The sequence below is a fragment of the Parapedobacter sp. genome (assembly GCF_053550995.1).
Window position 1 is genome coordinate 12,604 of sequence record NZ_JBMQOC010000053.1, and the last position, 26,293, is coordinate 38,896.

At 49.8% G+C, this 26,293-nt stretch carries 23 protein-coding genes; 8 read left to right on the top strand and 15 right to left on the bottom strand.

The features are described 5' to 3' along the window. Positions 1-12: 12 nt before the first annotated feature. The 7 genes from ACO1NT_RS07660 to ACO1NT_RS07690 all read right to left on the bottom strand — a co-directional run bounded on the left by ACO1NT_RS07660 (position 13) and on the right by ACO1NT_RS07690 (position 8,470). A complete protein-coding gene (locus tag ACO1NT_RS07660) occupies positions 13-2,241 on the bottom strand; it encodes a glycosyltransferase (protein WP_449047933.1) in 2,229 nt (742 codons plus the stop codon). A gap of 411 nt (positions 2,242-2,652) precedes the next feature. Next, positions 2,653-3,513: a sigma-70 family RNA polymerase sigma factor gene (locus ACO1NT_RS07665; protein ID WP_374745198.1), complete on the bottom strand. Its 861-nt coding sequence runs from the start codon at positions 3,511-3,513 to the stop codon at positions 2,653-2,655. Between the two features lie 300 nt (positions 3,514-3,813). Further along, entirely contained in the window at positions 3,814-4,005 is a 192-nt protein-coding gene (locus ACO1NT_RS07670; protein ID WP_188505341.1) for a cold-shock protein, read from the bottom strand. Positions 4,006-4,227: 222 nt separating this feature from the next. Further along, on the bottom strand, positions 4,228-5,316 hold the full coding sequence (locus ACO1NT_RS07675; RefSeq protein WP_449047934.1) for a 3-oxoacyl-ACP synthase III family protein: 1,089 nt from the start codon (positions 5,314-5,316) through the stop codon (positions 4,228-4,230). Between the two features lie 23 nt (positions 5,317-5,339). Further along, positions 5,340-6,449 (bottom strand): fatty acid desaturase family protein, encoded by a 1,110-nt coding sequence (locus tag ACO1NT_RS07680; protein WP_325636707.1) that lies wholly within the window; start codon positions 6,447-6,449, stop codon positions 5,340-5,342. A 154-nt stretch (positions 6,450-6,603) separates the two neighbouring features. Further along, positions 6,604-7,173: a hypothetical protein gene (locus tag ACO1NT_RS07685; protein WP_449047935.1), complete on the bottom strand. Its 570-nt coding sequence runs from the start codon at positions 7,171-7,173 to the stop codon at positions 6,604-6,606. 487 nt (positions 7,174-7,660) lie between these two features. Then, a complete protein-coding gene (locus ACO1NT_RS07690) occupies positions 7,661-8,470 on the bottom strand; it encodes a DUF4382 domain-containing protein (protein ID WP_449047936.1) in 810 nt (269 codons plus the stop codon). A 432-nt stretch (positions 8,471-8,902) separates the two neighbouring features. On the opposite strand from ACO1NT_RS07690, the gene ACO1NT_RS07695 reads away from it, so the two are divergent. The 4 genes from ACO1NT_RS07695 (at position 8,903) to ACO1NT_RS07710 (ending at position 11,681) form a co-directional block, all read left to right on the top strand. Further along, on the top strand, positions 8,903-9,610 hold the full coding sequence (locus ACO1NT_RS07695; protein WP_449047937.1) for a hypothetical protein: 708 nt from the start codon (positions 8,903-8,905) through the stop codon (positions 9,608-9,610). 1 nt (position 9,611) lies between these two features. Continuing rightward, the gene (locus tag ACO1NT_RS07700; protein WP_449047939.1) at positions 9,612-10,031 is read left to right on the top strand and encodes a hypothetical protein; all 420 of its coding nucleotides are present in this window, start codon (positions 9,612-9,614) and stop codon (positions 10,029-10,031) included. 165 nt (positions 10,032-10,196) lie between these two features. Then, positions 10,197-10,529, top strand: a complete 333-nt coding sequence (locus ACO1NT_RS07705; protein ID WP_449047941.1) for a YegP family protein — start codon at positions 10,197-10,199, stop codon at positions 10,527-10,529. An 81-nt stretch (positions 10,530-10,610) separates the two neighbouring features. Next, positions 10,611-11,681 carry a branched-chain amino acid aminotransferase gene (locus ACO1NT_RS07710; RefSeq protein ID WP_449047942.1) on the top strand — a complete coding sequence of 357 codons (1,071 nt, stop codon included), beginning with the start codon at positions 10,611-10,613 and terminating at the stop codon, positions 11,679-11,681. On the opposite strand, the gene miaA is transcribed toward ACO1NT_RS07710, so the two are convergent. The 4 genes from miaA to pdxA form a co-directional block, all read right to left on the bottom strand. Then, positions 11,668-12,582, bottom strand: a complete 915-nt coding sequence (miaA, locus tag ACO1NT_RS07715) for a tRNA (adenosine(37)-N6)-dimethylallyltransferase MiaA (RefSeq protein ID WP_449047944.1) — start codon at positions 12,580-12,582, stop codon at positions 11,668-11,670. The two genes, ACO1NT_RS07710 and miaA, sit on opposite strands and share 14 nt — an antisense overlap. Then, entirely contained in the window at positions 12,582-13,160 is a 579-nt protein-coding gene (locus ACO1NT_RS07720; protein ID WP_449047945.1) for an IS1096 element passenger TnpR family protein, read from the bottom strand. Before ACO1NT_RS07720 ends, miaA begins: the two co-directional genes overlap by 1 nt. Before the next feature lie 55 nt (positions 13,161-13,215). Continuing rightward, complete coding sequence (locus ACO1NT_RS07725; RefSeq protein ID WP_449047983.1) at positions 13,216-14,628, bottom strand: CCA tRNA nucleotidyltransferase; 1,413 nt, start codon at positions 14,626-14,628, stop codon at positions 13,216-13,218. Between the two features lie 81 nt (positions 14,629-14,709). After that, a complete protein-coding gene (pdxA, locus tag ACO1NT_RS07730) occupies positions 14,710-15,765 on the bottom strand; it encodes a 4-hydroxythreonine-4-phosphate dehydrogenase PdxA (RefSeq protein WP_449047946.1) in 1,056 nt (351 codons plus the stop codon). 102 nt (positions 15,766-15,867) lie between these two features. Between pdxA and rsmA the strand changes: the two genes are divergently transcribed. Further along, positions 15,868-16,647, top strand: a complete 780-nt coding sequence (gene rsmA / locus ACO1NT_RS07735; RefSeq protein WP_449047947.1) for a 16S rRNA (adenine(1518)-N(6)/adenine(1519)-N(6))-dimethyltransferase RsmA — start codon at positions 15,868-15,870, stop codon at positions 16,645-16,647. Further along, entirely contained in the window at positions 16,644-17,606 is a 963-nt protein-coding gene (locus ACO1NT_RS07740) for an NAD(P)-dependent oxidoreductase (protein WP_449047948.1), read from the top strand. Before rsmA ends, ACO1NT_RS07740 begins: the two co-directional genes overlap by 4 nt. Before the next feature lie 5 nt (positions 17,607-17,611). Here the strand turns inward: ACO1NT_RS07740 and ACO1NT_RS07745 are convergent, their stop codons facing one another. Beyond that, positions 17,612-18,481, bottom strand: a complete 870-nt coding sequence (locus tag ACO1NT_RS07745; protein WP_449047949.1) for a UbiA family prenyltransferase — start codon at positions 18,479-18,481, stop codon at positions 17,612-17,614. A gap of 108 nt (positions 18,482-18,589) precedes the next feature. Here ACO1NT_RS07745 and acs point away from each other — a divergent pair, with 108 nt between their 5' ends. Further along, the gene (gene acs, locus ACO1NT_RS07750; protein WP_449047950.1) at positions 18,590-20,509 is read left to right on the top strand and encodes an acetate--CoA ligase; all 1,920 of its coding nucleotides are present in this window, start codon (positions 18,590-18,592) and stop codon (positions 20,507-20,509) included. A 100-nt stretch (positions 20,510-20,609) separates the two neighbouring features. Here acs and ACO1NT_RS07755 read toward each other — a convergent pair whose 3' ends face one another. The 3 genes from ACO1NT_RS07755 to ACO1NT_RS07765 are packed head-to-tail and all read right to left on the bottom strand — an operon-like array spanning position 20,610 to position 23,840. Further along, positions 20,610-21,692: a metallophosphoesterase gene (locus ACO1NT_RS07755; protein WP_449047952.1), complete on the bottom strand. Its 1,083-nt coding sequence runs from the start codon at positions 21,690-21,692 to the stop codon at positions 20,610-20,612. Between the two features lie 51 nt (positions 21,693-21,743). Further along, the gene (locus tag ACO1NT_RS07760; protein WP_449047953.1) at positions 21,744-22,877 is read right to left on the bottom strand and encodes a glycerate kinase; all 1,134 of its coding nucleotides are present in this window, start codon (positions 22,875-22,877) and stop codon (positions 21,744-21,746) included. A gap of 3 nt (positions 22,878-22,880) precedes the next feature. After that, positions 22,881-23,840, bottom strand: a complete 960-nt coding sequence (locus ACO1NT_RS07765) for a D-2-hydroxyacid dehydrogenase (protein WP_449047955.1) — start codon at positions 23,838-23,840, stop codon at positions 22,881-22,883. 143 nt (positions 23,841-23,983) lie between these two features. On the opposite strand from ACO1NT_RS07765, the gene ACO1NT_RS07770 reads away from it, so the two are divergent. Continuing rightward, entirely contained in the window at positions 23,984-26,293 is a 2,310-nt protein-coding gene (locus tag ACO1NT_RS07770; protein ID WP_449047956.1) for a putative monovalent cation/H+ antiporter subunit A, read from the top strand.

The following is a 26,293-nucleotide window of genomic DNA, read 5'->3' on the forward strand; positions in this document are numbered from 1 at the left end:
GATCGCGCCCATTCATGATACGATGCTGCCGTAGGGCTTTTCAAAGGTATGTTGCAGCGCCAGATACGAAATAAGATACGCCAGCGTGCTTTCTGCACCCTGGTTACGATTTACGCCGTCGCGTTGCAATCCATCGCAGCAACCGTGGGTGTCAAAATCATACATACTCACGCGGAGATCGTTCTCGCCCAAGAACCACATGAATGACGTATACAGCCGGCTGAGGTAACGGGGATCTCCTGCATAGCTGTAGGCCTGGAAGTAAAGCAGCACCATAGCCATGGCATCAACAGGCTGTTGGGCAAATGGTGAGGGAACGCCGGTTTGCCTGTACCAATTCTCATTGCCGATGAGGCTCAGATGTCCTTTGGAAAGCGTATGCGATTCCAGGAATTCCAGACTTTCAAATGCCACATCCCTGAACGACGCATTGTTTGTCACCTCTGCGGCACATAGCATGGCCATGGGCAGCAGCCCATTGTCGTAGGCCAAAAGCGATTCATACCAATGCCAGGTGTCTGTCCGGTGTAGCTGATAGACATCATTAAGACGTTGGGCCAGCTTCCGCGTTAGTTCGGACATCTCTTCGTTTGACGGATTGTCTTTCAAATAATAATAGAGACCGATAAGCGTATTGGCAATGCTCCGGATGGACTTCAGGTGTTCAAAATGGGGCGCTGCATTGGAGAACAGCCGTTGCACAACCTGATAATAGGCATCCATCGGCGAATAGGCAATGGCATAGCCGAGCGCCCAGATAGCCCTTCCAAAGGCGTCCTCCGAGCCCACATCATCGAGGAAACTCCGATTGAACCCCATAAAGTTCCGGAAGGTGCCATCCGTGTTCTGCGCATAATTCAGGTAGCCAAGGTAAACAGCGATATATTTGAGCGCCTGCTCGCTGTTGGTCCGCCTATAAGCCATCAGCATCATGAGCAGTGCCCGTGCATTGTCATCAAGGCAATACCCTTCGTTGTAATTCGGAATCCCGAAGTTGGCATGCTGGAATATGCCCACACGATCCGTGAGCCGTTCGATGTGGTCGAAGCGCAATGGAGGCAGTATGCTGCGGTCCAATGCCGGATCCTTTTTGAGGATCGCTTTGGGGACGTTGCCCATGAGATCCTTGGTAAGTTCATGGTATCTTGCACCCGTTTTCGGCCAGGTGATGGTTTTTCCGTATTCTCCCGCCTTATCCCGCAAAGCTTCTAATTTATCAGGATGTGCAAGTAAATCTACCAATAGGTTGGTCAGTTGCTCCTCATCAGCAAAGTTAAATAACTCTCCCCGTCCTTCGGCCAATAGCTCGGCCGCGTGCCAATAGGGAGTGGATACGACGGCCGAACCGACACCGACTGCATAGGACAGGGTGCCGCTGGTAATCTGCGCCTCATTGAGGTAGGGTGTGAGGTAAATGTCGGAAGCGGCGAGGTATTTGAACAAATCGTCTTCCGACGCGTACTGGTTGAGGAATACCACGTGGTCTTCGAGGCCCAGTTTCTTGACCAACCGGTGCAAAAACAACCGGTATTCTTCGCCCGCGTGCTTGACCACATTGGGATGTGTTTTTCCAAGTACAACGTACACGACGTCGGGGTATTTCGCTACGACCCTCGGCAAAGCGCATATAGCGGTTTCGATCCCTTTGTTGCGACCAATGAAGCCAAATGTCAACAATACCTTTTTCGTCTCCAGCCCCAACTCCAGCCGGGCTGCCGTCCGATCGTACCGGATGGGCGGCACACCGTGGGGCACCAGTTCGATTTTTTCTGCCGGTACCCCGTACGTTTGCCGCAGTATCTCCGCTGCCTTGTGGGCCATGACGATTAATTTGCTGGCTACCCTGGTGATTTCTTTCATCACCGCCAGCTGATTGTAGGATGGCTTATTGAGCACGGTGTGGAACGTAGCCATCACAGGAACCTCCAGACTATGCAGCAACGTCAGGATGAATATGCCGTTCTGTCCGCCGAAAATTCCAAATTCGTGCTGGACAATACATACATCCACCTGGTTTTGGTTAATGAACTCAGCCGCCTTGAGGTACGTGCCATGGTCGTCCTGGTCGATGATAAATTTCACTTCCGGAGGATACACATAAGTACTGCCGGGATCATTGATGGCGACGACAAAATTGCCTGATGTCCCGGAACCGTCGCCGGTAGATTGGAAGAGGTGCTGTGTAAATGACCCGATACCGCATTGGCGGGGGGCGTAAGTGCCTATAAAAGCGATTTTCATCTGATTAAATTATTTGTGAGTGTAGGTTTTCACCGTCTGTTTGTTTTCAACCGCACTCAAGCGATTGCTTTAATTTATTGCCTTTTATTTATGGCAATTTATACACGTCTCTTGGGTGTAATTATTTAACGGTCGAAAACGCTAGCATGAATTGTTCCCTGGATGTGATGACTGGATTGGTACGGAAGCGGGGAAGAACCAGTCGATCAATACGAAGTTGTTAAATGTAGTCATTTTTGGCTACATATCTGGTATTTCATTTAAATACCTTATCTTACAAGAAATAAACTATACGATCATGACAAAAGATAAAGGATCAAAGAAAGAAGGCGGCAAAAAGACCGCCGTAAAGAGCTTGAAGGAAAAACGTGCTGACAAGAAGGAAAAACAGGCAGAGAAGCGCAGGAAAGATTAACTCCTGAAGTGGATCAGCTTTTTCCCTTCCGTAGAATGCTGCAACCAAGCCAATGCCTTGGTTTTGATCTGCCTCACACGTTCGGTAGTCAATCCCAACTGACGGCTGATTTCTTCAAGGTTTTTCGGTTCAGCCCCGCCGAGTCCGAAAAATAGTTTCAGCACCAGTTGCTCCCGTTGGGGGAGCCTGCGTATTGCATCCCCGACAACGATTTCCAATGAGTCGCTCATCGCTCGATGGTCCGTCGGCACCCCGCCGTCCGGCAACGAATCCAATAAGCTCATTTCGGGCGAATGAAGGGAGGGCGCATCTACCGAAACCTGCTTATTGCCGTTTAACAATATGCGGGCCAATCGCTCAGACGAAACGCCAAGCACCCCGGCCAGCTCCTCCACGGTGGGTTCACGCTCCAACTGCTGCTCCAGCTCGGATTGCGACCGCTTCACTTTGACCAAATCAGCAATCTGGTTTAATGGCAGACGGACCGTGCGCGACTGCACGGAAATGGCCGACATAATGCTCTGCCTGATCCACCAGACGGCATAGGATATAAATTTGAAACCGCGTGTCTCGTCAAACCGTTTCGCCGCTGTGACCAGCCCAAGGTTTCCCTCGTTGATCAGATCTTCAAGCACCACGCCTTGATGCTGGAATTGCTTGGCCACCGAAATCACAAACCTAAGGTTGCCATTGACCAACCGGTTCAGCGCAGCAGTATCTCCCGTACGTATCCGGACGGCCAGCGCGACTTCTTCCTCGCCGGTAAGCATGTCATATTTACTTATATCATGCAAATAGCTGTTCAGGGATCGGTTTTCGCGGTTGGTAATCGATTCGGATATTTTCAGTTGTCTCATGTGCTGCTTTCGTGTGAAGGTATGCTGTAAATGTAGGCAATTAAGTCGGACAAATTGGAGAAACCCCGATAATACTCTACCGTTGCGCCATCCCTTCTGAATACCCGTGCTCAACCAGGTGTGAGTGCTGTCGTGTGCTAACACTTATAAAACAAGTCATCGCAAGTTACATCATTCAATAACTGTAAATAGTAAATAACTAAGATCTGGTTGCACCCTGCAAGCGCGGTGTGGAAAGAACAAAAAAAACCACCAAGGATTAGCCCTGGTGGTTTTCATACAATATCTGAAAAATAGAAATTAATTCAATTTTACGTTTACTGCGTTGAGGCCCTTTTGGCCCTGCTCGACTTCAAATGAAACATCATCATTTTCGCGGATCTGGTCTTTCAACCCGGAAGAGTGAACAAATACCTCTCGTCCACCGTCTTTGGGGGTGATGAAACCAAAACCCTTAGTCTCATTGAAAAATTTTACTACGCCTTCTTGCATGGCTTTTGAATAAAAAATTAATTGAATTATTAATTGGCTTAAAGGTAAGAATAAAATATTGTAATTCAGCGTTTTTTATTTCGGTTGAGCGAAATCCTATGCTCCCAAGTATACCGCGGAAGTTGATGGATGCTGCAAGACACCATATTTTGATATAGTAAAAAAATGCAACACCTTTTGCACAAGCGGAAACCTGCGCGACACTGATAATGGAGCAGGCGGTTAAGCGGTAGGTATTTTATACGCCACGGCATTCATATTCACGCCGGCGCCCATGGAGGCAAATACTACCACGCTTCCTTTCTGCAGGGCTTGATCAATTAATTTCCCTTTATGCATCAAGTCGTATAAAGTGGGTAATGTTGCCACAGAACTGTTCCCGAGCCATGAAATCGTCATGGGCATCATGTCTTTTGGCGAGCTATTCAGGCCATATAGTTCAAATAGGTTCCTCAGGATCGCCTCGTCCATTTTTTCATTTGCCTGATGGATCAGCACTTTATTGACTTCCGAGACTGATAGACCCGCTTGGTCAAGACACTCCTTAATGGTTTGTGGCACGGCCTTTAACGCATACTCGTATAGCTTCCTACCATTCATTTTGAGAAACAGGTGATCATGGCGGTATTCAGGATTGGAAGATTTACCCATGCGTAATACATAGGCCAGTTCGTCGGCGTAAGACTTAGTGGCATGGCTCAGAACGCCCACCGGTGTGTTACTCTGCCTGGCTTCCAAGACGACAGCCCCGGCTCCATCGGCGTAGATCATACTATCCCGGTCGTGCGGATCGGAGATCCGTGACAGTGTTTCCGTTCCGATAACCAATACCCGTTTGGCACTGCTGTTGCGGATGTAAGTATCTGCTTGGATCACACCTTGTAACCAGCCAGCACAACCGAAAGGCAAATCATAGGCGATGGTTGACGGGTTTTTGATAGTTAAACGATGCTTGACCCGGGATGCCAAGGCCGGCACGAATTCACTTCTGCGGTTATCCGCCTTTATGTCGCCAAAGTTATGGGCAACGATGATGTAATCCAATGTTTCCCCGTCTATCCCGCTGGACACCAGCGCGTCCTGTCCGGCGAATGCGGCAATGTCAGACGCTACCAGGTCATCGGTCACGTACCTTCTTTCCTGAATACCGGTAATCCGGCCAAATTGCCTGATGATCTCCGCATTCATTTTTTTCAGCTTGGTACCATCCTGATCATAAAAGGCATGTTCAAGGAAATCGTCGTTTCGTATCTTTCTCGTCGGAATATAACTGCCGCTTCCAACAATAACGGCATAAGTCGGATGATCCATCGCATTCGTGGTATGTATGTGAATTATTCCTTTCCAAGGAGCTTTAACATTTTTGCATGCAAGAGCAGGGCTTTCATAAATGTTTCCTGCTCATGATAAGGCAGCCCGAATGCTAAGGCCGTCGATTTGACAACCGGCGCGATTTTGGGATAATGAACATGACAGATTCCCGTAAAGAGATGATGTTCGATCTGAAAATTGAGGCCCCCAATAAACCAGGATAATATACGGCTCTTCGGTGCAAAGTTGGTCGTATTGCCCAATTCATGGATTGCCCAGCTATCTTCCATCCGCATCTTTCCTTCCGATTCGACAGGTGCTGCAAAGGCGGATGTCTCCATGATATGCGATGGTTGGAAAACACAGGAAAGAAATAACCCTGCCGTAAAATGCATGAGTAGGAATCCTGCCAATACCAAGTACCATGGCATGCCTGAAAACAAAATCGGCAAGATCAATATATAGGCATAGTAAAACAGCTTGTACATCGTAATGCGGAATATGGCCTGACCAAAAGAAACTTTCTGTTTGGCCAGCAGGTTATGCCTTTTGTAGCGTATTACCTGTAGGTAGTCCTTCGCCGTCATCCAGAATAGGGTCATGTTCATATAAAAAAACCAAGCATAAAGATATTGGTAACGATGGAACCAATACCAGGGCTGCCGAGGAGAAAAGCGCAGCAACTTAATACTGCTGATGTCATCATCTAAACCTTCAATGTTGGTATAGGTGTGATGTAATAGATTGTGCTGGATTTTCCATGTTGCCGAATAACCACCTACAATTTCCAGGATGTGTCCGATCAGACTATTTACTTTTTTGTTGGGCGAGTAGGTTCCGTGATTGGCATCATGCATGACTGCCGTACCTATGCCTACCATTCCCCACCCCATCAGGAACCAAAGCGCGAAATACAGCCAATAATTACCCGCTGCCTGACCTGTAACCATCAGGACATAGGGCACCACGTAAAGCAGCAACATGAAGTATGTCTTTATCCACATGGTTGTATTTGCATAGCGAGAAATATGATTCTTTTCAAAATAAGCTGAAACTTTCTCTGTTACAGCTTCGTAGAAGCTATCTGCGCCTCTGGGTGCGAAACGTACAATGGGTAGCTTTTCCGCCTTCATCTGAACAACATTTTAATTTGCAGATCGGATTATTTGCCCATTGAAGAATACAAACCAGCAAAAGTATTGTTTAGCGAAATTTAAATCGGACCGGATTTCTATTTTAATTAGGGGTTGTGTTGCGGAGATACCGCGAAAGCACCATGGGTGGTTTTTAACTTCGTCCCAAGTAATCACTGACGAGAATGGAGGGCTCTTCGTAATCGGGATGATCCTTTATAAATTGATGAAAATCATCTACTACTTTTCGGGTTAGCGAACTTGCTTGATAAAATTCTTTATGTTGCAGTATTGCAACTAGTCTTATATCATTGGTCACTTCCCACTTGCTGTATGTGATACGTTTGACCCCACAGGTGGTGTTGTCTCGGAGCCAAAGGCAGGCTTCCCTCGACACAATCAATCGCTCACTTTCTAAATCCCCCAGCTGTAACTCTTCTGGCACCATACTTCCATAAAACATGGTTTGATACGGGGTGCTGGCTCTCTGATAGGATGTATTGAATTTTTGGGGTTTGTAACAATGGGATGAACGGGTAATATATGGCCATTGGTCATCTTCCGGGCGTGCCCTGAATATGGCTTTTCCGGGATGCAGTTTGTACTCGATGATCACAACTTTTCCAAATAACGGGATAAGCTCTTTGATTTTTTCTACTGGATATTTGCTCAAATCAAGCCCTTTTAACATACTGATTACCGCTTTCAAATGCTCCATTCTCATCTGCCTGTCCTTATAATTTAAATCAACTAAAAATACAACATTGGAATTGACTTGTCTTTGGTTATTTTTAAAATCTTTGGTGGGGGTTCATTCACAACTAGAAAATTGGAATAATTGCGTCATAAAAAACACCGTTTCGAAAAGCGAAACAGACTGTTCGATCGAAATATGATATTCAGCTAGCAGAGGTGGTTCTTGACATTCAGTATAGCTTCGTAATCCTCCAAAAAGTTAGACATTTGTAAAGTTCCCTCTACTACGAAAGAAAGGTTACCCCTCGGTAACCTTTTCTTTTTTGATGCCAATTTAACCAGTACCATGCGATATCAACGTCTACCAACGACACTCATTATAGCAGGTGTGAATTGCGAATGTAAAGAACAATAATCATAAATCATTTTCCAGCAAACGTTGTCCGCAGGTCAAAAAAAAGGCTGCCCTTTTGGACAGCCCCTTCGATAAATAAAGTACGCTTTGGTTGCAACGACTATTCTTCTTCTGCTGCCTCCGCGGCCAACGTTAGGGTACCGATATCAGCAATAACACCGAATTCAACTGACGCATCAGCTTCCATACTTGCTAAACCGGAAGCATCGTCTTCAGCGATCACGGTATAATCTCCTTCAGGCAGACCAGACATCAAGAAGTAGCCGTCGGCATTCGGAATAGCAGTAGCGGTGTCCGTTGCACTGATGGCCGTGACGATCACCGAGTTTTCAGGTGACATCGGTGAAACCATACCTTCGATCCGGCCGTTGGTAAGCTCCGTGAATACCCGGATTACCGGTTTCACGATAAATGAACCATTGCCTTGTTCCACAATCGACTTTGCGACATCAAAATCCGTCCATACGGTATAAGAACCGTTAGGGGCGAGCTCCTGCTGCACGTCGAATTTCAATCCACTCTTTTGCCCGGACGGAATCTCAAACTCAGTTTCCACACCATCGATGACGAACGAGTTCTCGTCGCCCAGGATTACCCGCACTTGAGAGAGCCGTCCGGTGGGAAGCGTCGAGCTGGCAATCAGGGAGTCCACCCCATTCCGAAGTTCAAGAACGTCGTAAACACCCGGGACTATGACATCTGCGGTTTGCCATCCACCTTCATCTGTATGGAATTCGATTCCCTCGATATCCACGTATACGTGCTCAAAAGGGCCTGGTGCATCCGTCAACCGGAGATCCACCTTAGCCGTTCCCGATCCTCCGGGAGACTCGGTCTCGTTACATGCACCGAAAAATAAGACGGTACACAGCCCTACCAATGCGGGCAACACAAATTGCTTTTTCATCATCTTGAATTAAATTATAAATTATTAAACCAAAGCCTTATTTTCAATGACCGGATACGTGGTCATGCCCAGATTTTTCCCTGTCATTTTCTTAGCCTGTCCCGGAGAGATTCGTCTTCCGACAGCATGGAGAGATGTGCCGCGCAGTATCCAATCGAAAGACCGTAAAGCTAAGAGCCAGTATCCTCAAATAACTTTCCGTGGTAGATGCTATTCACCCTATTCAAAAAACCTGCCTAAATTATTAAAACATCAAAAAAAAGTGTATTTACGCAGTTAACGCCGCATTTAGCACCGATAAAAGGAAAATCGTATTGTACGTTTTTTATTACAAAGGCAGGGTTGATAAACCAAAAACTACTTGAATAGATAAAAATAGACAGGTAGGGGGTGTTTAGGGTTTGGTACGCGATTTGCCACTGTCATGGCATGTCTATGAAAAGCAAAACGATCCTCCTCACGTTTGCCCTTTTAAATCTACTATCGGCTCACGCGCAACAAACGGCCCACTTCAATGAAAACCCCGCATATAAACCCGCTTTTGGGGGGCTCATCGGTACCACGGGGGTCGGTGTGGCCTTCTACCATCCTCTCGGTTCCCAATTCGGCGTGGAGGTGGGGGCTGAGTTCATGCCGTACAATATGCAGGTCGTGGGAACCTATGGCGACTACCCCACGCGGTCGACGGCAAGGGCTAGGCTGCATAATGCACACCTTCTGTTCGGTTGGGTTCCCTTCCATGGTGTCAAAAACGGCTTCCGCCACCTAACTATCAATCTTGGTGTCGGCTACCTATTCAAGGCCGAAGGTACCCTCGCCACCCAATTGCGTGATCCCCAAAGTTATGGCGACATTGAGCTGCAGCCGGAAGAGATCGGTACCATGTATACCACAGTGAACTGGAAAGAGGGGGTGGTTCCCTATGCAGGGCTTGGCTTCAGCGATATGCGCATCGATGAGCATTTTGGTTTAAATATCGCTCTCGGAGCGTATTTCCTTTCGCAGCCCAGCGTAGCGGTTAGCGGCACCGCCATGCTTGACGGTAATGAGATCAATCAGGGGGTTATCGAGCATAACATCCAGAATTACCGATATTTACCCAATCTGAAATTAGGAATTGCCTATCGTTTTAACGCCTACTGATATGAAAATCCGTCAATACTTTGTTATTCTGTCGACTGCCGCTGCACTGTTTACCACACAGGGCTGCGAACACCCCTTAAAAAACGTGGAGGTGGAAGTCAATACAGACCCGTTCGCCTATGGTATATTGCTGCGGATTACCGATGAGCTCGACAATCCGGTGAGCGATGTTACGGTAACGATCGGTGGTGAAGACGCCGAATACATTTACAACCAAAACGGCTACAAGCAATTTGACGTCGAAAACGGCACACTCATCTTAGGCATACATCCGCTCCACCGGCCCACCGAGACCAAGTCGGTCACCTTTTCGGTACAATTAAGCGGATCGGGTTACATCACGAAGACGGTACCCTTTACCATCACGGCAGAACAGTACGCCAGTGCGTACTCTATACAGATTCACCGGTCGGGAATCTAGGAACGAGACCAGGGAGGTGGTGAAAGATAACATACGTATCCAAAACTGAGGACTAACCTGACATCAAATGACCATTTCATTTTTGTTTTAAAAGACAGTTCCTTAAATTAGCCCTACAAAACATCCGTATTATTTAACTTATCATAAATCAAAATCAGTAGAATCATGGGAAAATTTGTGGTTTTAACGCGTAAGAATGGGGAATTCCAATTCAATCTGAAAGCCGGCAACGGGGAAGTAATCCTGTCCAGTGAAGGGTACACCACCAAAGCATCGTGCCTTAACGGTATTGAGTCGGTAAAGAAAAACAGCGCTGACGACAACCGATATGATCGGAAAGAGGCAAAAAATGGAAAGTTCTTCTTCAACCTCAAAGCCGGCAACGGCCAGATCATCGGATCGAGTGAAATGTATGAATCCGCTGCTGGTCGCGACAAGGGAATCGAATCCGTGAAAAGGAATGCCCCTGACGCCCAGACGGACGACCAATCCGAATAAATACCGGACGGCGGATTGGAGTGAAATCTTTTCTTCCAATCCGCTTTTTTTCCTAACTTGCCACCCTAATAACGCATAGCTATGAGCGAGGCAGTAACAACAGCAATCCGGGTGGAGCAAACGCGACAGTCAAGACTGCCGCAAGTCGATTTCAACAATTTAAAGTTCGGTCAAATCTTTTCAGACCACATGCTGGTGGCAGATTATGCCAACGGTGATTGGCAAGATGTGCGTATTGTGCCTTATGGCAACTTGTCGCTCAGCCCGGCCACGTCTGCGCTTCATTATGGACAGTCCATTTTCGAAGGCCTAAAAGCCTATAAATTCGCCGATGGCACGGTGAGTACTTTCAGGCCAGACAAGAACCGGGAGCGGTTCAACAAATCGGCGGCACGGCTGGAAATGCCTGAACTGCCCGAAGAACTATTTATCGGAGGCATCAAAACATTGCTCGATCTCGATCGCGGTTGGGTGCCGCAGCATGAAGGCGCTTCGCTGTACATCCGTCCGTTTATGTTTGGCACGGAGGCCGCCTTGGGTGTACATCCTTCCGATTCCTATAAATTTATCGTTATCACGGGGCCGGTGGGTGCGTATTATAACAAGCCATTGCGCCTGAAAATCGAAACCCATTTCACCCGCGCGGCCTCCGGCGGTGTCGGTTTTTCGAAAAACGCAGGCAACTACGCGTTATCGCTCCATCCTACACGCCTTGCCCAGGCGGAAGGCTTTGACCAACTGATGTGGACGGACGCGAACGAACACAAATACATTGAAGAAGCAGGTACAGCCAACTTACTGTTCCGGGTGGGCGATACCATCATTACACCATCGTCAGAAACGATATTACACGGCATCACCCGCCGTTCCATCATCGAAATAGCGCGGCATTGGGGTTTTCAAGCCGAAGAGCGTAAAGTATCCGTACAGGAGCTGATTGAAGGCATCGAAAACGGCAGTGTCACCGAAGCTTTTGCCGCCGGTACGGCAGCTACCCTTACACCCATTTCGGAAATCGGCTTTGATGGTCAGGTATACACCCTACCGGATCCCGCCAAACGCGAGTTTTCAAACCGGGTGCTCCAATATCTCAACGACCTCCGCTACGGCCGTATCGATGATGAATTTGGATGGAACGTTATTGTAGGCTAATTCGCGAAGCGATATAAGCAAGTATCCCTTCCATATTATCGGGGGCAAACCATGCCGTGGTCTTATCCTTTCGAAACCACGTAAGTTGGCGTTTAGCGTATCGCCGGGTGTTTTGTTTTATTTTATCGACGGCATTTTCCAACGTGCACTTCTCGTCAAGATAGTCGAATAATTCAACATAACCCACCGTCTTCAATGGAGGTTTGTCGCGATACGGCAATAATGCGCCCACTTCTTTTAGTAATCCTGCCGCCATCATGGCATCCACCCGGGAGTTGATACGTTGATACAACAGCCCCCGATCGGTATCCAACCCGATATTGACCACACGGAAGGGTCGCGCCGCGGTCAGTCCATGCCGAAAATCGGAAAACGGTCTACCCGTGCTCTCATATACCTCAAGTGCACGGACAACGCGCTGTGGGTTTTGGCTATCCATTTCGCTGAAATATTCTGGGTCAATTTGTTTGAGTAACGCCTTGAGTGGTGCTAACCCCTGTTCTCGGTAAAGACTATTCAGGCGCTCGCGTACGCCCGGAAGGGGTTTGGGCAAAATGTCCATACCCTGGCAAACCGCACGGACGAATAATCCCGAGCCGCCCACCAATATCACCACATCGTGGTGCAAAAACAAACCATCCAACAGGGCCAATGCATCGCGCTCAAAGTCGCCCGCCGAATAGTCTTCCGTTATGTGGTGGGAATTGATAAAATGATGGGGCACCAGGGCCAACTCGTCTTCGGTGGGTTTGGCCGTACCTATCGTCATCTCTCGATAAAATTGCCGGGAATCAGCAGAAAGGACAGCCGTTTGAAAATGCCGAGCAAGACGTATGCCCACTGCCGTTTTCCCTACTGCGGTGGGGCCAACCACACACACCAATGTCTTTGCAAAACCCATTAATAATCTTCCCCGTACCCATCTTGCCCTTCTTCTTTGCCGCCCTCCTCATCTTCGTCGAGCATGTCCAAATCCTCCTCCTCGTTGATGCCATATTCCGTCTCTCCTAAGAAGTCATAGGCATCGTCTTCTTTCTTCGTAACGGTATCGTCCGCGATAACCTTGGCACCGGGCAACTTTGGGGCCTGCCCAGCACTTTTGAACAGCGCGGGATATACCTTGCCTTCCTCTTCCTTCATGATCTTGATCAGTTGCACGTGGAAATCAAGCGGGCGGTCAAGGTTATATACGTAATAGAATTTCTGATGGGGATCGTTAACAAACTTGTTCAATTTCGACTCCTCCATCAAAGCTACACCTTGGCTTCTCTTCAATTCACTGGGCAAATAGGCAATTTCCGTCCCTTTTTTCCACCGGTCGTTACTTACGTAAAATGAAGACGACAATTCGGGATCATAGCCCGTTGCTGCATGCAACGCTTTATGGAGGTCTAAAAAGGTATGCTTCGGCAGCACATCGATTTCGCGGGTCACGTCATCATAATCTTCGAATGAAACTCTAAAACGATAGATAGCCATAATACTTCCTTCCAGTTTGTTTTACCTGAACTTGTACAAATATCTAAAAATATCCCTACACCTCCACTTTCGGTTTCAACCCCAACGTTTTACCTTTATTTAGCATGAATCGATAAGCTTCCCCCCGGCTATTGGGGATATCGCCTTCCAATATCGCTTCACGGATGGCATTCTTAATGGTACCGACCATTTTACCGGGCTTTAACCCGAAGGCATCCATCACGTCCTGGCCCGTTACAGGAGGCTGCCAGTTACGGATTTGATCCCGCTCTTCCACATCTTTCAGCTTTTGCTTGACGAGTTCAAAATTCTGCCGGTATTTTTTCTTTTTATATTCGTTTTTAGTGGTCACATCCGCATGGCATAATAGCATCAGGCTATCGATGTCATCTCCCGCTTCAAACAGCAACCGCCTAACCGCCGAATCGGTCACGGTATCCTGTGCCAATACGATGGGGCGCAGGTGCAAGGCAACCATTTTCTGCACGAACTTCATTTTATCATTAAGCGGCAACTTCAATTCGGCAAAGAGTTTTGGCACCATCCGGGCTCCTTTATCTTCATGGCCATGGAAGGTCCACCCATGTCGCTTATCGAAGCGCTTGGTGGCCGGCTTCGCAATATCGTGCATAATTGCTGCCCACCGAAGCCACAGGTCGGTGCTGAGCCCGGCCACATTATCCAACACCTCCAACGTATGGTAGAAATTATCCTTATGTCCCTTTCCGTTAATGACCTCCACTCCATAGAGGTTGGCCAAGGCAGGGAAGACCAGTTGCAGTAAACCTACGTCAAACAGGTATTTGAAACCGATGGAAGGCTTCGCGGCCAGCACCATCTTATTGAGCTCGTCAATGACCCGCTCGCGCGAGATGATTTTAATCCGTTCCTTATTATCGGTTATCGCCTTGATGGCCTGCACATCGATCTTAAAGTGCAATTGCGTGGCAAAGCGTATGGCCCGCATCATGCGAAGGGGATCATCGCGGAAGGTCACATTGGGATCGAGTGGTGTCCGGATGATACGGTGTTGGATATCGGCACGGCCGTCGAAAGGGTCGAGTAACCTTCCGAAATCGGCCATATTGAGTGACAACGCCATCGCGTTGAGGGTGAAATCACGCCGGTTTTGATCGTCTTCCAACGTGCCGTCTTCCACAATGGGCTTGCGGGAGTCAGCCCGGTATGATTCTTTCCGGGCGCCTACGAATTCGAGTTGCAACCCTTCGTGATGAAGGGAGGCCGTTCCGAAGTTCTTATACACTGCCACGTTCGCATCCAACCGCCTACCTACACGCGTAGCGAAATCGATACCGCTGCCCATCACCACCACGTCGATATCATTCCTGAAATCGCGTCCCATGATCCGGTCTCGCACATACCCCCCCACTACAAAGCATGCCACCCCCGCTTCACGCGCAACATCGCTGAGCAGCGAGAATATCGGATGGTCCAGGTAGTCGCTCATGATTGTCTCGGGCATCGGCAATTCGTATTTTGACGGCAAAAATACATATTCGTCGGCTAATCCAGTGCCCCAACAAGGGGATTAATCCCGATCGCGCGACAAGCGCCTAGAGACCAACGGATTTGACAATAGCTCATCCAGTTCGCGCCTGTGGGCTACAATATGTACCGCCGAGAATAATGCTTCTCGAAACGACATTTCCGAGGCAACGTTCTTGCCGGCGATATCGTATCCGGTACCATGGTCGGGCGATGTGCGTACCACGGGAAGGCCAGCAGTGAAGTTAACGCCACTGCGGGCAGCGATGTGCTTAAATGGAATCAGGCCCTGGTCATGATACATCGCCAATACGGCATCAAACTTCGTATAGGTCTCTGATGCGAAGAAACCATCGGCAGGGTAAGGACCGAAACAAAAGACTCCTTTTGATTTCGCCTCGGCAATGGCCGGTGCGATGATTGTTTCATCTTCCGTACCAATCAATCCATTGTCGCCGGCATGCGGGTTCAATCCCAATACCGCGATCTTCGGTTTCCGTATCCAGAAATCCCGTTTCAGGCTGGAATCCATCAATATCAACTTGGACACGATTGCTTCAGTCGTAATATTCGGCGCAATATCTTTTACCGGAATATGACCAGTAACCACACCAACGCGCAGCTCTTCGCTAATCATAAACATGAGGGCATCGCTACTTCCGGTCCTTGCTTGCAAGTATTCGGTATGGCCCGGGAAATCAAATTCCTCCCGCTGTATATTATGTTTATTGATCGGCGCGGTAACCAATGCATCAATGTCGCCAGCCATCAAATCATCCACAGCTCGCTTCAACGACAGGAAGGCATACTTACCGCCGGTTTCATTTTCCTCTCCAAGCGTAATTTTCACGTCGTCGTGCCAGCAGTTAATCATATTGGCCCGCTTGAGATGAGCCTGCTGTGCTTCATTGATCACATTGAAACTAAAATCATTAATGCCCAACGCTTTACGATGGAATGACGCAACTTTGGTACTTCCGTAAACAATGGGGGTGAAATATTCCAGCACCCGGCTGTCTATCAACGTCTTAATAATCACTTCGAGCCCAATACCATTTACGTCGCCTATCGATATCCCTATTTTCAGTTTTTCACTCATATCCAATGTGTTCTTTGGCTACCAAAAGTAGGAATTTTAGGGTGCAATCCGTAAAGTTACAAAAAAAGGTTACTTTTGCTCGGCTTACAGCAATCCAACACCATGAGCAGCGTCCGCGCAAAAAAACACCTCGGGCAGCATTTCCTAACGGATAGGCACACCGCCGCCAAGATTGTGGCAGCTCTGCGGCCACAACTGGGCTACGGCACCGTATTGGAGGTCGGACCCGGTATGGGCATCTTGTCGGACATCCTCCTGTTGGAAAAAGACTACCAGACGCTACTCATTGATGTGGATGGCGAATCCGTGCAATTTCTACGCAATCGGTACCCGGAACTGGGCGAAAAGCTTATCCACGGTGATTTCCTGACTCTCGATTTCGGTGCTCACGTCACCGATAAATTGGCCATTATCGGCAATTTCCCCTACAACATCTCCTCCCAAATCCTGTTCAAGGTGCTGGACGAGCGCCAGCGGGTGGCCGAGGTGGTGGGCATGTTCCAGAAAGAAGTGGCCGAGCGCTGCGCCGCCCCGCCAGGGGGCAAGGAATACGGCATCCTCAGCGTACTGGTTCAAGCCTATTACACCGTAGAATACCTTTTCACCGTCAAGGCCGGTGCATTTTCGCCACCCCCAAAGGTGCTGTCGGGCGTCATCCGGCTCACTCGCAAGCCCGTCGAAGCGCTAGGGTGCGACGAAAAGCTATTTTGGCGCGTGGTTAAAGCCAGTTTCAACCAACGCCGTAAGACCCTACGGAATGCACTATCCGGCGTCATTCCCAAAGATAAAATGGGAGAAAACCCATTTTATGATTTGCGGGCAGAGCGACTCTCTGTTGCAGATTTCATCACATTAACCAACGACATTGCTCAACGAATATGACTAAACTCACTACCCGACTGCTTATCGTAGACGATATCCATCCCGTTTTTACCGAAAAACTCACTACAAACCACATCGCATTTGACTACCTACCTACCATCGGGAAGGACGAGGCATTGCAGATCATCGAACAATACAGTGGATTGGTTATACGCTCCAAATTCAAAGTCGATGCTGCATTTATGGATGCTGCTCCGGGCCTTAGGTTCATCGCGCGGGGGGGTGCCGGTATGGACAACATCGACGACACCCATGCAAGGAAAAAAGGGATTGCCCTTATCAATGCGCCTGAAGGTAATCGGAACGCCGTGGGCGAACACATGGTAGGCATGCTGTTGGGATTGATGAATAACCTCTATCGCAGCAACACCGAAATCGGAACCGGCTTGTGGCGACGCGAAGAGAATCGCGGACTGGAGTTGACCGGCCGCACGGTGGCCCTTATCGGCTATGGCAATAACGGAGGGGCCATGGCCCGCAAACTCATGGGGTTCGACGTCCGGGTGATTGCCTACGACAAGTACAAAACCGGATTTAGCGATGAATACGCTACGGAGGTGACCATGGACGAGGTGGTGGAACAAGCTGACGTGCTCAGTCTACATATTCCACTTACCGACATGTCGCGCGGTATGGTAGACGAGGCCTACCTTGCGCGTTTCCAGAAACCCATCTTCTTTCTGAATGGTGCCCGGGGTGAAATCGTACACATACCTGCCATATTAAACGCGCTCGACGAAGGACGGGTATTGGGTGCAGCCTTCGATGTGCTACCCGTTGAAAAATTTCCGGGGTTGGCCGAGCAATCGTGGTTCGGGCCCCTCACAGCACACGAAAAGGTAGCATTAAGCCCCCATGTGGCAGGCTGGAGCGTAGAAAGTTATTTTAAGATCGCCGATGTGCTCGTTCAGAAAGTGATTGCTCACCTAGCGGGCGGAGCCTACCCTATAAGACCGTAAGGTATTTAGGAAGCCATCCAAACGGCAAGGAACTGGATAAGCATCGTTCCATCCAGAAAGAGAAAATAATAATACTCATTCTTTTTGATGGGCGGCACTAAAATAAAGGAAAGGCATAGGCCTGACGCGACAATCAACGCCAACCGGACGTCCAATGGATAATCGCTGAACCACACCCACACCATCTGCCCCGCCAGCAATATCGTGGAAAGCACCAATGCCTTCTGTTCGCCAAACAAAACGGGGATGGTTTTCAATCCGTAATACCGGTCCTGGTAAATATCTCGGATATCAAACGGAATGGTAATCGCCACCACAAACAGGAACACCCATGCCATGAGTTCCCATACATGGGGCCATACGATGGTGAGGGTGTCGTGGTAAGCTTCTGCCACGGGGAGCAGCACGCTACTCATCACCCACACCAAGCCGATGTAAAACAGCTTCAATCCGGTTATCTGTCGCAGACCTGCCCGGCGCCCCTTGCCAGCCACCCGCACAATGGGTAGGTTATAGGCCACGCCCATAACGCCCATCGCCCCCAGCAATACAAATGATGGTATGTGCAATCGTAAGCCGAGCACAAAGGCCGTGACCAACGCCACGCCGGTCCACACCCATAGCGACCGCTCGTGCCTGAATACCCACCGTACGCGTCGGAAAGGAGATTTCTCGGGATGCTGCGGCCGTGCCAAGATCATGCTGAAGTTATACAGCGCCAGCGTTGCACATCCCAAGATAGCCAGCACCACGTAATCCACAGGTAGCGACAGCAAAATGTATGTCATCCCCCCCTGTGCCACGGCGCAACAGGCGATAAACACATTGCTGAAGAGCAAGGTATCGAGAAACCGTCGATTGTAATTTGGCAGCAAGGGCAGAAAATTCGCTTTTTTATAAAAAGTATGTAAATTAGCCCGCTCTATACACCGAATAGGCCAATTTATTGTCCGACAAAATAACACAAAAAAGTTAAACTAAATATGGATTTACAAATCAAATCATTTGACGAATATCAACAGGTTTACCGAGACAGTGTAGAAAAACCTGAAGAATTCTGGGCAGGGATTGCCGATCATTTCTATTGGCGACGCAAGTGGAATAACGTATTGAACTGGAATTTCAGGGAACCTTCCATCAAATGGTTTGAGGGCGCCAAGCTGAATATCACCGAAAATTGCTTGGACCGCCACATCTATCAACTGGGCGATAAGCCAGCCATTATCTGGGAGCCCAACGATCCTAATGAAGCCCACCGGGTGCTGACCTACAAGCAACTTCTCGAGAAAGTAGAGCAATTTTCCAATGTACTGAAAAATAACGGGGTACGGAAGGGCGATCGGGTGTGTATTTACCTACCCATGGTGCCCGAGTTGGTCATCGCCGTGCTGGCATGTGCCCGTATCGGTGCCATCCATTCGGTAGTCTTCGGCGGCTTTTCAGCACAATCCATCGCCGACCGTATTAACGATACCGAGTGCAAACTGGTCATCACTTCTGACGGCGGATTCCGTGGCACGAAAACCATCGAACTTAAAAACATCGTGGATGATGCGTTAGTGCAATGCAAATCGGTAGACCGTGTCATCGTGCTCACTCGCACCCGGACGCCTGTTTCCATGATTAAAGGGCGCGATGTATGGTGGGAAGACGAAATAACCAAAGTAGAAACCCAGGGTAACCCCAGCTGCCCCGCTGAGGAGATGGATGCCGAGGATATGTTGTTCATCCTCTACACATCTGGTTCAACAGGTAAGCCAAAAGGCGTGGTGCATACCTGCGGAGGGTACATGGTTTACACTGGCTACACTTTTTCCAATGTATTCCAATACCAGCCCGATGAGGTGTATTTCTGTACGGCCGACATCGGTTGGATTACGGGCCACTCGTACATCATCTACGGTCCACTGTCGCAAGGTGCCACCTCATTGATGTTCGAGGGCATACCTACATGGCCCGATGCGGGACGTTTTTGGGATATCGTTGAAAAACATAAAGTAAACATCCTATATACGGCCCCTACTGCCATCCGCTCCCTGATGGCTGCCGGTGATGAATATGTCGACGGAAAAGACCTCAGCAGCATCCGTAAGTTAGGCAGTGTTGGTGAGCCTATCAATGAAGAAGCTTGGAATTGGTACAATGAAAAAATCGGGAAGAGGGAGGCGCCTATTGTCGATACGTGGTGGCAGACTGAAAATGGAGGCATCCTTATCTCTCCTATTGCAGGCGTCACCCCCACCATTCCCAGTTTCGCCATGCTCCCACTCCCGGGCATTCAGCCGGTCTTGGTAGACGAAAACGGAAAGGAGTTGGAAGGCAACGACGTCAGTGGCAACCTGTGCATCAAGTTTCCGTGGCCCGGCATGATCCGAACAACCTATGGGGACCATGAGCGCTGCCGGCAAACCTATTTCTCTACCTACGAAAACATGTATTTCACGGGCGATGGTTGCCTACGCAACGAAGATGGCTACTATCGCATTACAGGTAGGGTGGACGATGTATTGAATGTATCGGGCCACCGCATTGGTACGGCCGAGCTGGAAAATGCCATCAATATGCACAGTGATGTCGTCGAATCCGCTATCGTGGGATATCCCCATCCCGTGAAGGGCCAAGGCATATATGCCTACGTCATCGCTTCCAGCCATCATGTGGATGAGGACCTTACCCGCCAGGACATCAACCAAACGGTCAGCCGTATCATCGGAGCCATTGCTAAGCCCGATAAAATACAGTTCGTCAGTGGCCTGCCGAAGACAAGATCAGGCAAAATCATGCGCCGTATCCTGCGGAAAATAGCGGAGGGCGACACCTCTAATTTAGGAGATATCACCACCTTGCTCGACCCAGCCGTGGTTGAAGAAATCAAGAAAGGTGCGGAGAAGCTAAGAGGGTAACCGTTAAACGAACACGGATGGCATAGATTTAGCCGATAAGCACGGATTATCCGTAGGAATCTGCTAGGTCCGCGCCATCCGCGTTCCGTTTCTATACTTGTTAGTCCAACGCAAACGAAAACTCGTCGTATTCGGCCGTACGCCAAGCCAAGTGCCGCGTGGCAGGTGATATGGCAAATAAAGGTGAAAATGTCTTCACCTTCACCGTCTTACCATCGGGAAGGAATTCCAGGTAACGCAACCAGCCGTCGCCGCCATTACCATGCCAACCGCCTCCTAGTGCCTGCGCATTAAACACCATTTGCTGTACCTTTTTGCCACCGGCGTTGGTATCCGTACGGAAACCGATATGGCCCAGTATATCATCTGGCTTGCCGATATGGCCACTAAATACCAACTGGATGTTTTTTGAAGGTTTCACCAGCTTCTCCCATATGGCGGCACCATAATTACCATCGGTAATCGGATAACCCTCCTTCACGATATGCTCGCTTGCCGAGTTGAGGTATGAGTGGGTAAGTAAAATCACGGTGTGCTCGGCATAGCGTTCCTGATTGACGGTTTGGAGTGCCCATTGTAACACGGTATCGCGCGGCGCGAATTCCAGCACCATTACGAGAAACTGCCGTCCGTGGGGTGATGTAAACTCATAGGTGGCATTCGTGAGTGAAGGATAGCCGTCGTTGTCTATTCCAACGTCGCGAAGCAGCTTTTGTGCTAAGGGGTTCTTATCTACCGGAAAATATTGGTTATAATTTGTCCGGCGATACTCAATGCTTTTCACACCATAGTCGTGGTTACCGGTTGCTGCTACATACGGGACTTTCCCATCCAGTCGCCCAAAAGCACGCGCCACGGCTTCCCATTGTTGCTTACCCGGCTGGTTGGCCTGCGTGCCATTTGGGTTGAGCCAGTCGTTGTGCTCCACCAAATCGCCCGTACAAAGCACCATCCCGATATTCAATGGTTCGATTTGCTCACTAATCCAACCTGTCATCAGTTCGAGTACACCTTGATTGCGTTCAAATTTCACATAACTTTGCGGGTCGGGTATCAGCACCAGCGACCAAGAATCGGGGTTACTCAATATTGGTGGTTTATATTGCGTTTCTTGGGCATAGCTACCCACCCCAAAAAGACACAACAAACACAACATCAATAAGAACAATGGGCTTTTCTTCATTTTAGTATCTTTAATTAGCAATGTTAATGGATTTCCTACAAACATAAAAATTCAGGGCGAAACAGCCAGCAAGTTCCCTAATTGCGTAGCGGTTCGGGTCAAGTTATCGGCAGTGGCGGCCAGCGCGTCATTCAGCGGCGACGGTTGGTTGCCAATAGCCAACAATATGTCGAAATACGCGGCAAGCTCGGCGCTTACCGAAACAGGTATATTACCCGCCAGTCCAATCACCGGCAGGCCCAACCGCTTAGCACGACGGGCAACACCATAAGGTCCTTTGCCTTGCAGCGTTTGGCTGTCTATGCTCCCTTCACCGGTAATTACCAAGTGGCTTTTGGACAGAGCGGCATCAAATTGGGTCAATTCGAAGAAGTAGTCGATGCCATCGACCAACGTTGCCCCCAACAACGCTGCGAGCCCAGCACTGGCGCCGCCAGCCACCCCGCCAAAACGTCGGGTAGCCATATCTTTCCCTGTAATGTCCTGTATTACGGAAACGTATCGGGCCAACAAGTTATCCAATTGTTTCACCTGTTCGGGAGACGCGCCTTTCTGCGGCCCGAATACCTGAGCTGCCCCGTTTTGGCCCAGCAGCGGATTATCTACGTCACAAAGCACGATTACCCGTACCTCTCGCAGCCGCCCATCCAAGCCAGACAGGTCAATCGTATGCAACGCTTCCAGCCCGGCCGGCAAATCCGTAATCTCCTTCCCTGCCCTGTCGAGAAATCGTGCGCCAAGGGCCCGAAGCATGCCACTGCCGCCATCTACCGTCGCCGACCCGCCCATGCCAATGATAATCTCCTCGGCACCAAGGTCTAACGCAGCACGGATCAGTTGGCCCGTTCCGTACGAATGGGCATGCAACGGATCCCGTTCCATGGATTCCAACAGATGTAATCCCGAAGCATCGGCCATCTCCACGACGGCCATCTTCCTGTCGCCAACGAATCCGAATGCGGCCGTTAAATGTCGGCCCAACGGATCCAACGCCCGTACCTCCACCAGCTCGCCCTGCAAGCGATCGATGACCAATCGGCAGGTGCCGTTGCCGCCATCGCCTATCGGAAAACACGCGCTGGTGCAGGATAGCCGGCTGGCCTGCAGCCCTCGCTGGATGGCTTCTGCCGCCGTGGCCGCATCAACTGCGTGTTTAAAAGCATTGGGAGCAATAAGGATGTGCATCACTTATGGATTGACTACATTGATGGGCTGCCCCGCCAAGTAGGCCTTCAGGTTTTCGTCGACGGCACCCATCAGCCGGGCACGGGCCTCTTTTGTAGCCCAGGCAATATGCGGGGTCACCAAACAGTTTTTCGCGCCAAACAATGGGTTATTGGCTTTAGGTGGCTCCACCGCTAATACGTCCAACCCCGCACCGGCCAGCTTACCGGCATTCAACGCGGCAACGAGGCTCTCCTCCTCTACCAACGGCCCTCGCGAGGTATTCAGCAAAAACGCACTCGCTTTCATCAAAGACAGGGTATCGGCGTTTACCAACCCTTGCGTTTGCGGTGTCAGCGGGCAATGCAGGCTCACCACGTCAGACTGTTCCAGAAGTTCGTCCAACCCCACCCAACGGAAATTGGCCCGATGCGATTGGTCCGTCTCCGTACGGCTGTTGGCCATCACCCGCATACCAAATGCCGTGGCGATGTCCGCCACTTGTTTGCCGATATCACCAAATCCGACGATGCCGATGGTCTTTCCCCCTAGTTCCACCAATGGATAGTCCCAAAAGCTGAAATCGGGCGACTGCGACCATTTGCCTTCCTTCACCCGATCGCTATGCCGTTGTACGTGGTGGCAGAGTTCCAGCAGAAGGGCAAACGTCAATTGCGCCACCGACCGGGTGCTATAACCCGGCACATGGGTTACCACAATACCGCGTTCTTTAGCATAGACCGTGTCGATGATGTTATATCCTGTAGCCAATACACCAATATATTTCAGGTCGGGTAGTTGGCGCAGCACGTCGGCACCCAGCGACACCTTATTGGTCAGTAAGGCCGTCGCACCGGCCGCCCGTTCGACCACCTCGGCGGCAGTGGTACGCTCGTGTATGGTCAGGTCCCCATATTTTTCCAGGTATTCCCAATCCAAGTCGCCCGGATTCAATGGGTATCCATCTAATATCGTTATTTTCATCTGTTGTCCGTTTACATATAAGGTGTTTGAGAACAGCCAATATTAAGAAGAACCTTCAACTATTTCAACTTTAATACAATCTTCTTACGTAAATTTATATATTTTAGTACCCTCGGAGAGCACGGATTAAACGACGATGATTGATGCTGATAGCGGTACTTGCGGGCCTAATTGTTTCCATCTTATATATTCCATTTGGTAAATACCTAAAGGGTCGGTTGGCCATATGTTCCTCGCTGCTGCCTATCAGTTTATTCGCTTATTTTGCGGGCTTCATTCCAGCGATCCAGGCCGGTCAAGACTTTCATTTCCATCAACCGTGGGCACCTTCATTGGGCGTCAATTTCGACTTCCATCTGGATGGCCTTTCCCTATTATTTAGCTTGTTGATTACGGGCATCGGATCGCTGGTATTTCTCTACGCGGCACCGTATCTCAAGGGCCACCGGTATCTCGATCGGTTCTATGCATACCTCAGCCTCTTTATGGCGGCCATGCTGGGTGTGGTATTATCGGACAATGTATTGCTGCTTTTCATCTTCTGGGAGCTCACTAGCATCAGTTCGTTTTTTCTCATCGGGTTCAACAACGCCAATGCCGCATCACGCAAAAGCTCGTTGATCGCATTGGGCGTTACTGGCGGTGGGGGGTTCCTCCTCATGGCGGGATTGATCCTGATGGGTCATCTGTCGGGCAGCTACTCCATCCAAGAGATGTTGGCCACCAACGCGCACCTGAAAAGCCATGCCCTCTATGGGCTGATCCTGCTGCTGGTCTTTGCCGGCGCTTTCACGAAATCAGCCCAGTTCCCATTCCACTTTTGGTTACCGGGGGCTATGAAAGCACCCACGCCGGTGTCGGCCTACTTACATTCGGCCACCATGGTCAAAGCGGGGGTATACCTCCTCGCCAGGCTCCAGCCCGTGCTGGGCGGCACCGACCTGTGGATGTACCCACTTGTCGCCGTCGGTGGCATCACCATGCTATACAGCGCCTTCCATTCCATCTTCCGGACGGACCTCAAGTCGATTTTAGCGTATTCCACTATTGCGGCTTTAGGCATGCTGGTCTTTCTCATCGGCATCGCCACCACCGAGTCGCTACTGGCCGCATCGGTTTTTATTCTGGTGCACGCGCTATATAAAGCATCGCTTTTCTTAACGGCAGGCGCCATTGACCATGAAACGGGTACGCGTGACATCACACAGCTTTCGGGCCTTCGCAAGGTGCTGATGCCGCTTGCCATCGCAGGAATTCTCGCTGCACTGTCAAGCGCCGGCTTACCGCTCACCTTCGGCTTTATCGGCAAGGACCTCATTTATGAGGCCACCTTGCATACCAAAGGAATCTTAACCGTGGCGCTCACCGCATTGGCGGTTTTAACCAACGTTTTCCTGCTATGCGCGGGGTTTATGGCGGGCATCAAACCATTCACGGGCACACTACCCGAGCGGTACAGCCATGCACACCTACCTCATGGCTTGATGTGGGGTGCTCCGCTGCTGCTGGCGCTGTTAGGCATTATTTTCGGCTGCGCTCCCTCGCTGGCCGATGCAGCCCTACTCAATCCGGCGGCCCAAGCGATGCACCAATCGGAAATCGATTCGCCGCTGAAACTTTGGCATGGCTTCAACCTGGTATTGCTGTTGAGTGGTATCACGCTCCTGTTGGGCACAGTCCTGTACGTTACCCGGCGGCCTTCGGCGGGCAGTCTAGCCGGCATTGAGCGCTACAATGTAGTAGCGCCCAAGCATATCATTGGTCAACTGGCACGATTTGCCCGAAAAATAGCCATCCGGTACACCCGTACCTTACACAACGGTTACCTCCGTGTGTACCTGTTGCGTATCATCGTGGTGGCTGTCGTATTGTTCGCGTTAAGGCTGGGTATCGGCGGGCCAATACAATTTACCCTCGAACGCATCTCGCCGGTAACCATCTACGAAGTGGTGGTGGCCGCCATCCTCATCGCCGCCGTATATATCACGGTCACGGCGGCTTCGCGCCTCACCGTGGTGGTGGCCACCAGCGTGCTCGGCTACTGCGTGTGCCTGCTGTTCGTCTTTTACAGCGCCCCCGATTTGGCCATGACCCAATTTAGTATCGATACGCTCACCGTGGTATTATTCGTGTTGGTGTTGTTCCGGCTGCCCCCGTTCCTCAATTTCGCCAATAGCGGCATCCGGCTGCGCGATGGACTGGTAGCGTCGTCATTCGGCCTCATTATCGCCCTGATTGCCATACAGGTGTTGAACCAACCCGTTGACCAGGAGGTCAGCAAATTCTATGGCGATAATGCATACACGCTGGCGAAAGGAAAGAACGTCGTCAACGTTATCTTGGTCGATTTCCGGGGACTCGACACCATGTTTGAAATCGTGGTGTTGAGCATCGCCGCCATCGGCGTGGTCAGTTTATTGAAATTACGACTTAAAGCAACGGAGAAAGAATGA

Bases quoted from the DNA above. Each gene is read 5' to 3' on its own strand.
- ACO1NT_RS07660 (WP_449047933.1), bottom strand. From the start codon at position 2,241: ATGAAAATCGCTTTTATAGGCACTTACGCCCCCCGCCAATGCGGTATC.
- ACO1NT_RS07665 (WP_374745198.1), bottom strand. From the start codon at position 3,513: ATGAGACAACTGAAAATATCCGAATCGATTACCAACCGCGAAAACCGA.
- ACO1NT_RS07670 (WP_188505341.1), bottom strand. From the start codon at position 4,005: ATGCAAGAAGGCGTAGTAAAATTTTTCAATGAGACTAAGGGTTTTGGT.
- ACO1NT_RS07675 (WP_449047934.1), bottom strand. From the start codon at position 5,316: ATGGATCATCCGACTTATGCCGTTATTGTTGGAAGCGGCAGTTATATT.
- ACO1NT_RS07680 (WP_325636707.1), bottom strand. From the start codon at position 6,449: ATGAAGGCGGAAAAGCTACCCATTGTACGTTTCGCACCCAGAGGCGCA.
- ACO1NT_RS07685 (WP_449047935.1), bottom strand. From the start codon at position 7,173: ATGAGAATGGAGCATTTGAAAGCGGTAATCAGTATGTTAAAAGGGCTT.
- ACO1NT_RS07690 (WP_449047936.1), bottom strand. From the start codon at position 8,470: ATGATGAAAAAGCAATTTGTGTTGCCCGCATTGGTAGGGCTGTGTACC.
- ACO1NT_RS07695 (WP_449047937.1), top strand. From the start codon at position 8,903: ATGAAAAGCAAAACGATCCTCCTCACGTTTGCCCTTTTAAATCTACTA.
- ACO1NT_RS07700 (WP_449047939.1), top strand. From the start codon at position 9,612: ATGAAAATCCGTCAATACTTTGTTATTCTGTCGACTGCCGCTGCACTG.
- ACO1NT_RS07705 (WP_449047941.1), top strand. From the start codon at position 10,197: ATGGGAAAATTTGTGGTTTTAACGCGTAAGAATGGGGAATTCCAATTC.
- ACO1NT_RS07710 (WP_449047942.1), top strand. From the start codon at position 10,611: ATGAGCGAGGCAGTAACAACAGCAATCCGGGTGGAGCAAACGCGACAG.
- miaA (WP_449047944.1), bottom strand. From the start codon at position 12,582: ATGGGTTTTGCAAAGACATTGGTGTGTGTGGTTGGCCCCACCGCAGTA.
- ACO1NT_RS07720 (WP_449047945.1), bottom strand. From the start codon at position 13,160: ATGGCTATCTATCGTTTTAGAGTTTCATTCGAAGATTATGATGACGTG.
- ACO1NT_RS07725 (WP_449047983.1), bottom strand. From the start codon at position 14,628: ATGAGCGACTACCTGGACCATCCGATATTCTCGCTGCTCAGCGATGTT.
- pdxA (WP_449047946.1), bottom strand. From the start codon at position 15,765: ATGAGTGAAAAACTGAAAATAGGGATATCGATAGGCGACGTAAATGGT.
- rsmA (WP_449047947.1), top strand. From the start codon at position 15,868: ATGAGCAGCGTCCGCGCAAAAAAACACCTCGGGCAGCATTTCCTAACG.
- ACO1NT_RS07740 (WP_449047948.1), top strand. From the start codon at position 16,644: ATGACTAAACTCACTACCCGACTGCTTATCGTAGACGATATCCATCCC.
- acs (WP_449047950.1), top strand. From the start codon at position 18,590: ATGGATTTACAAATCAAATCATTTGACGAATATCAACAGGTTTACCGA.
- ACO1NT_RS07755 (WP_449047952.1), bottom strand. From the start codon at position 21,692: ATGAAGAAAAGCCCATTGTTCTTATTGATGTTGTGTTTGTTGTGTCTT.
- ACO1NT_RS07760 (WP_449047953.1), bottom strand. From the start codon at position 22,877: ATGCACATCCTTATTGCTCCCAATGCTTTTAAACACGCAGTTGATGCG.
- ACO1NT_RS07765 (WP_449047955.1), bottom strand. From the start codon at position 23,840: ATGAAAATAACGATATTAGATGGATACCCATTGAATCCGGGCGACTTG.
- ACO1NT_RS07770 (WP_449047956.1), top strand. From the start codon at position 23,984: ATGCTGATAGCGGTACTTGCGGGCCTAATTGTTTCCATCTTATATATT.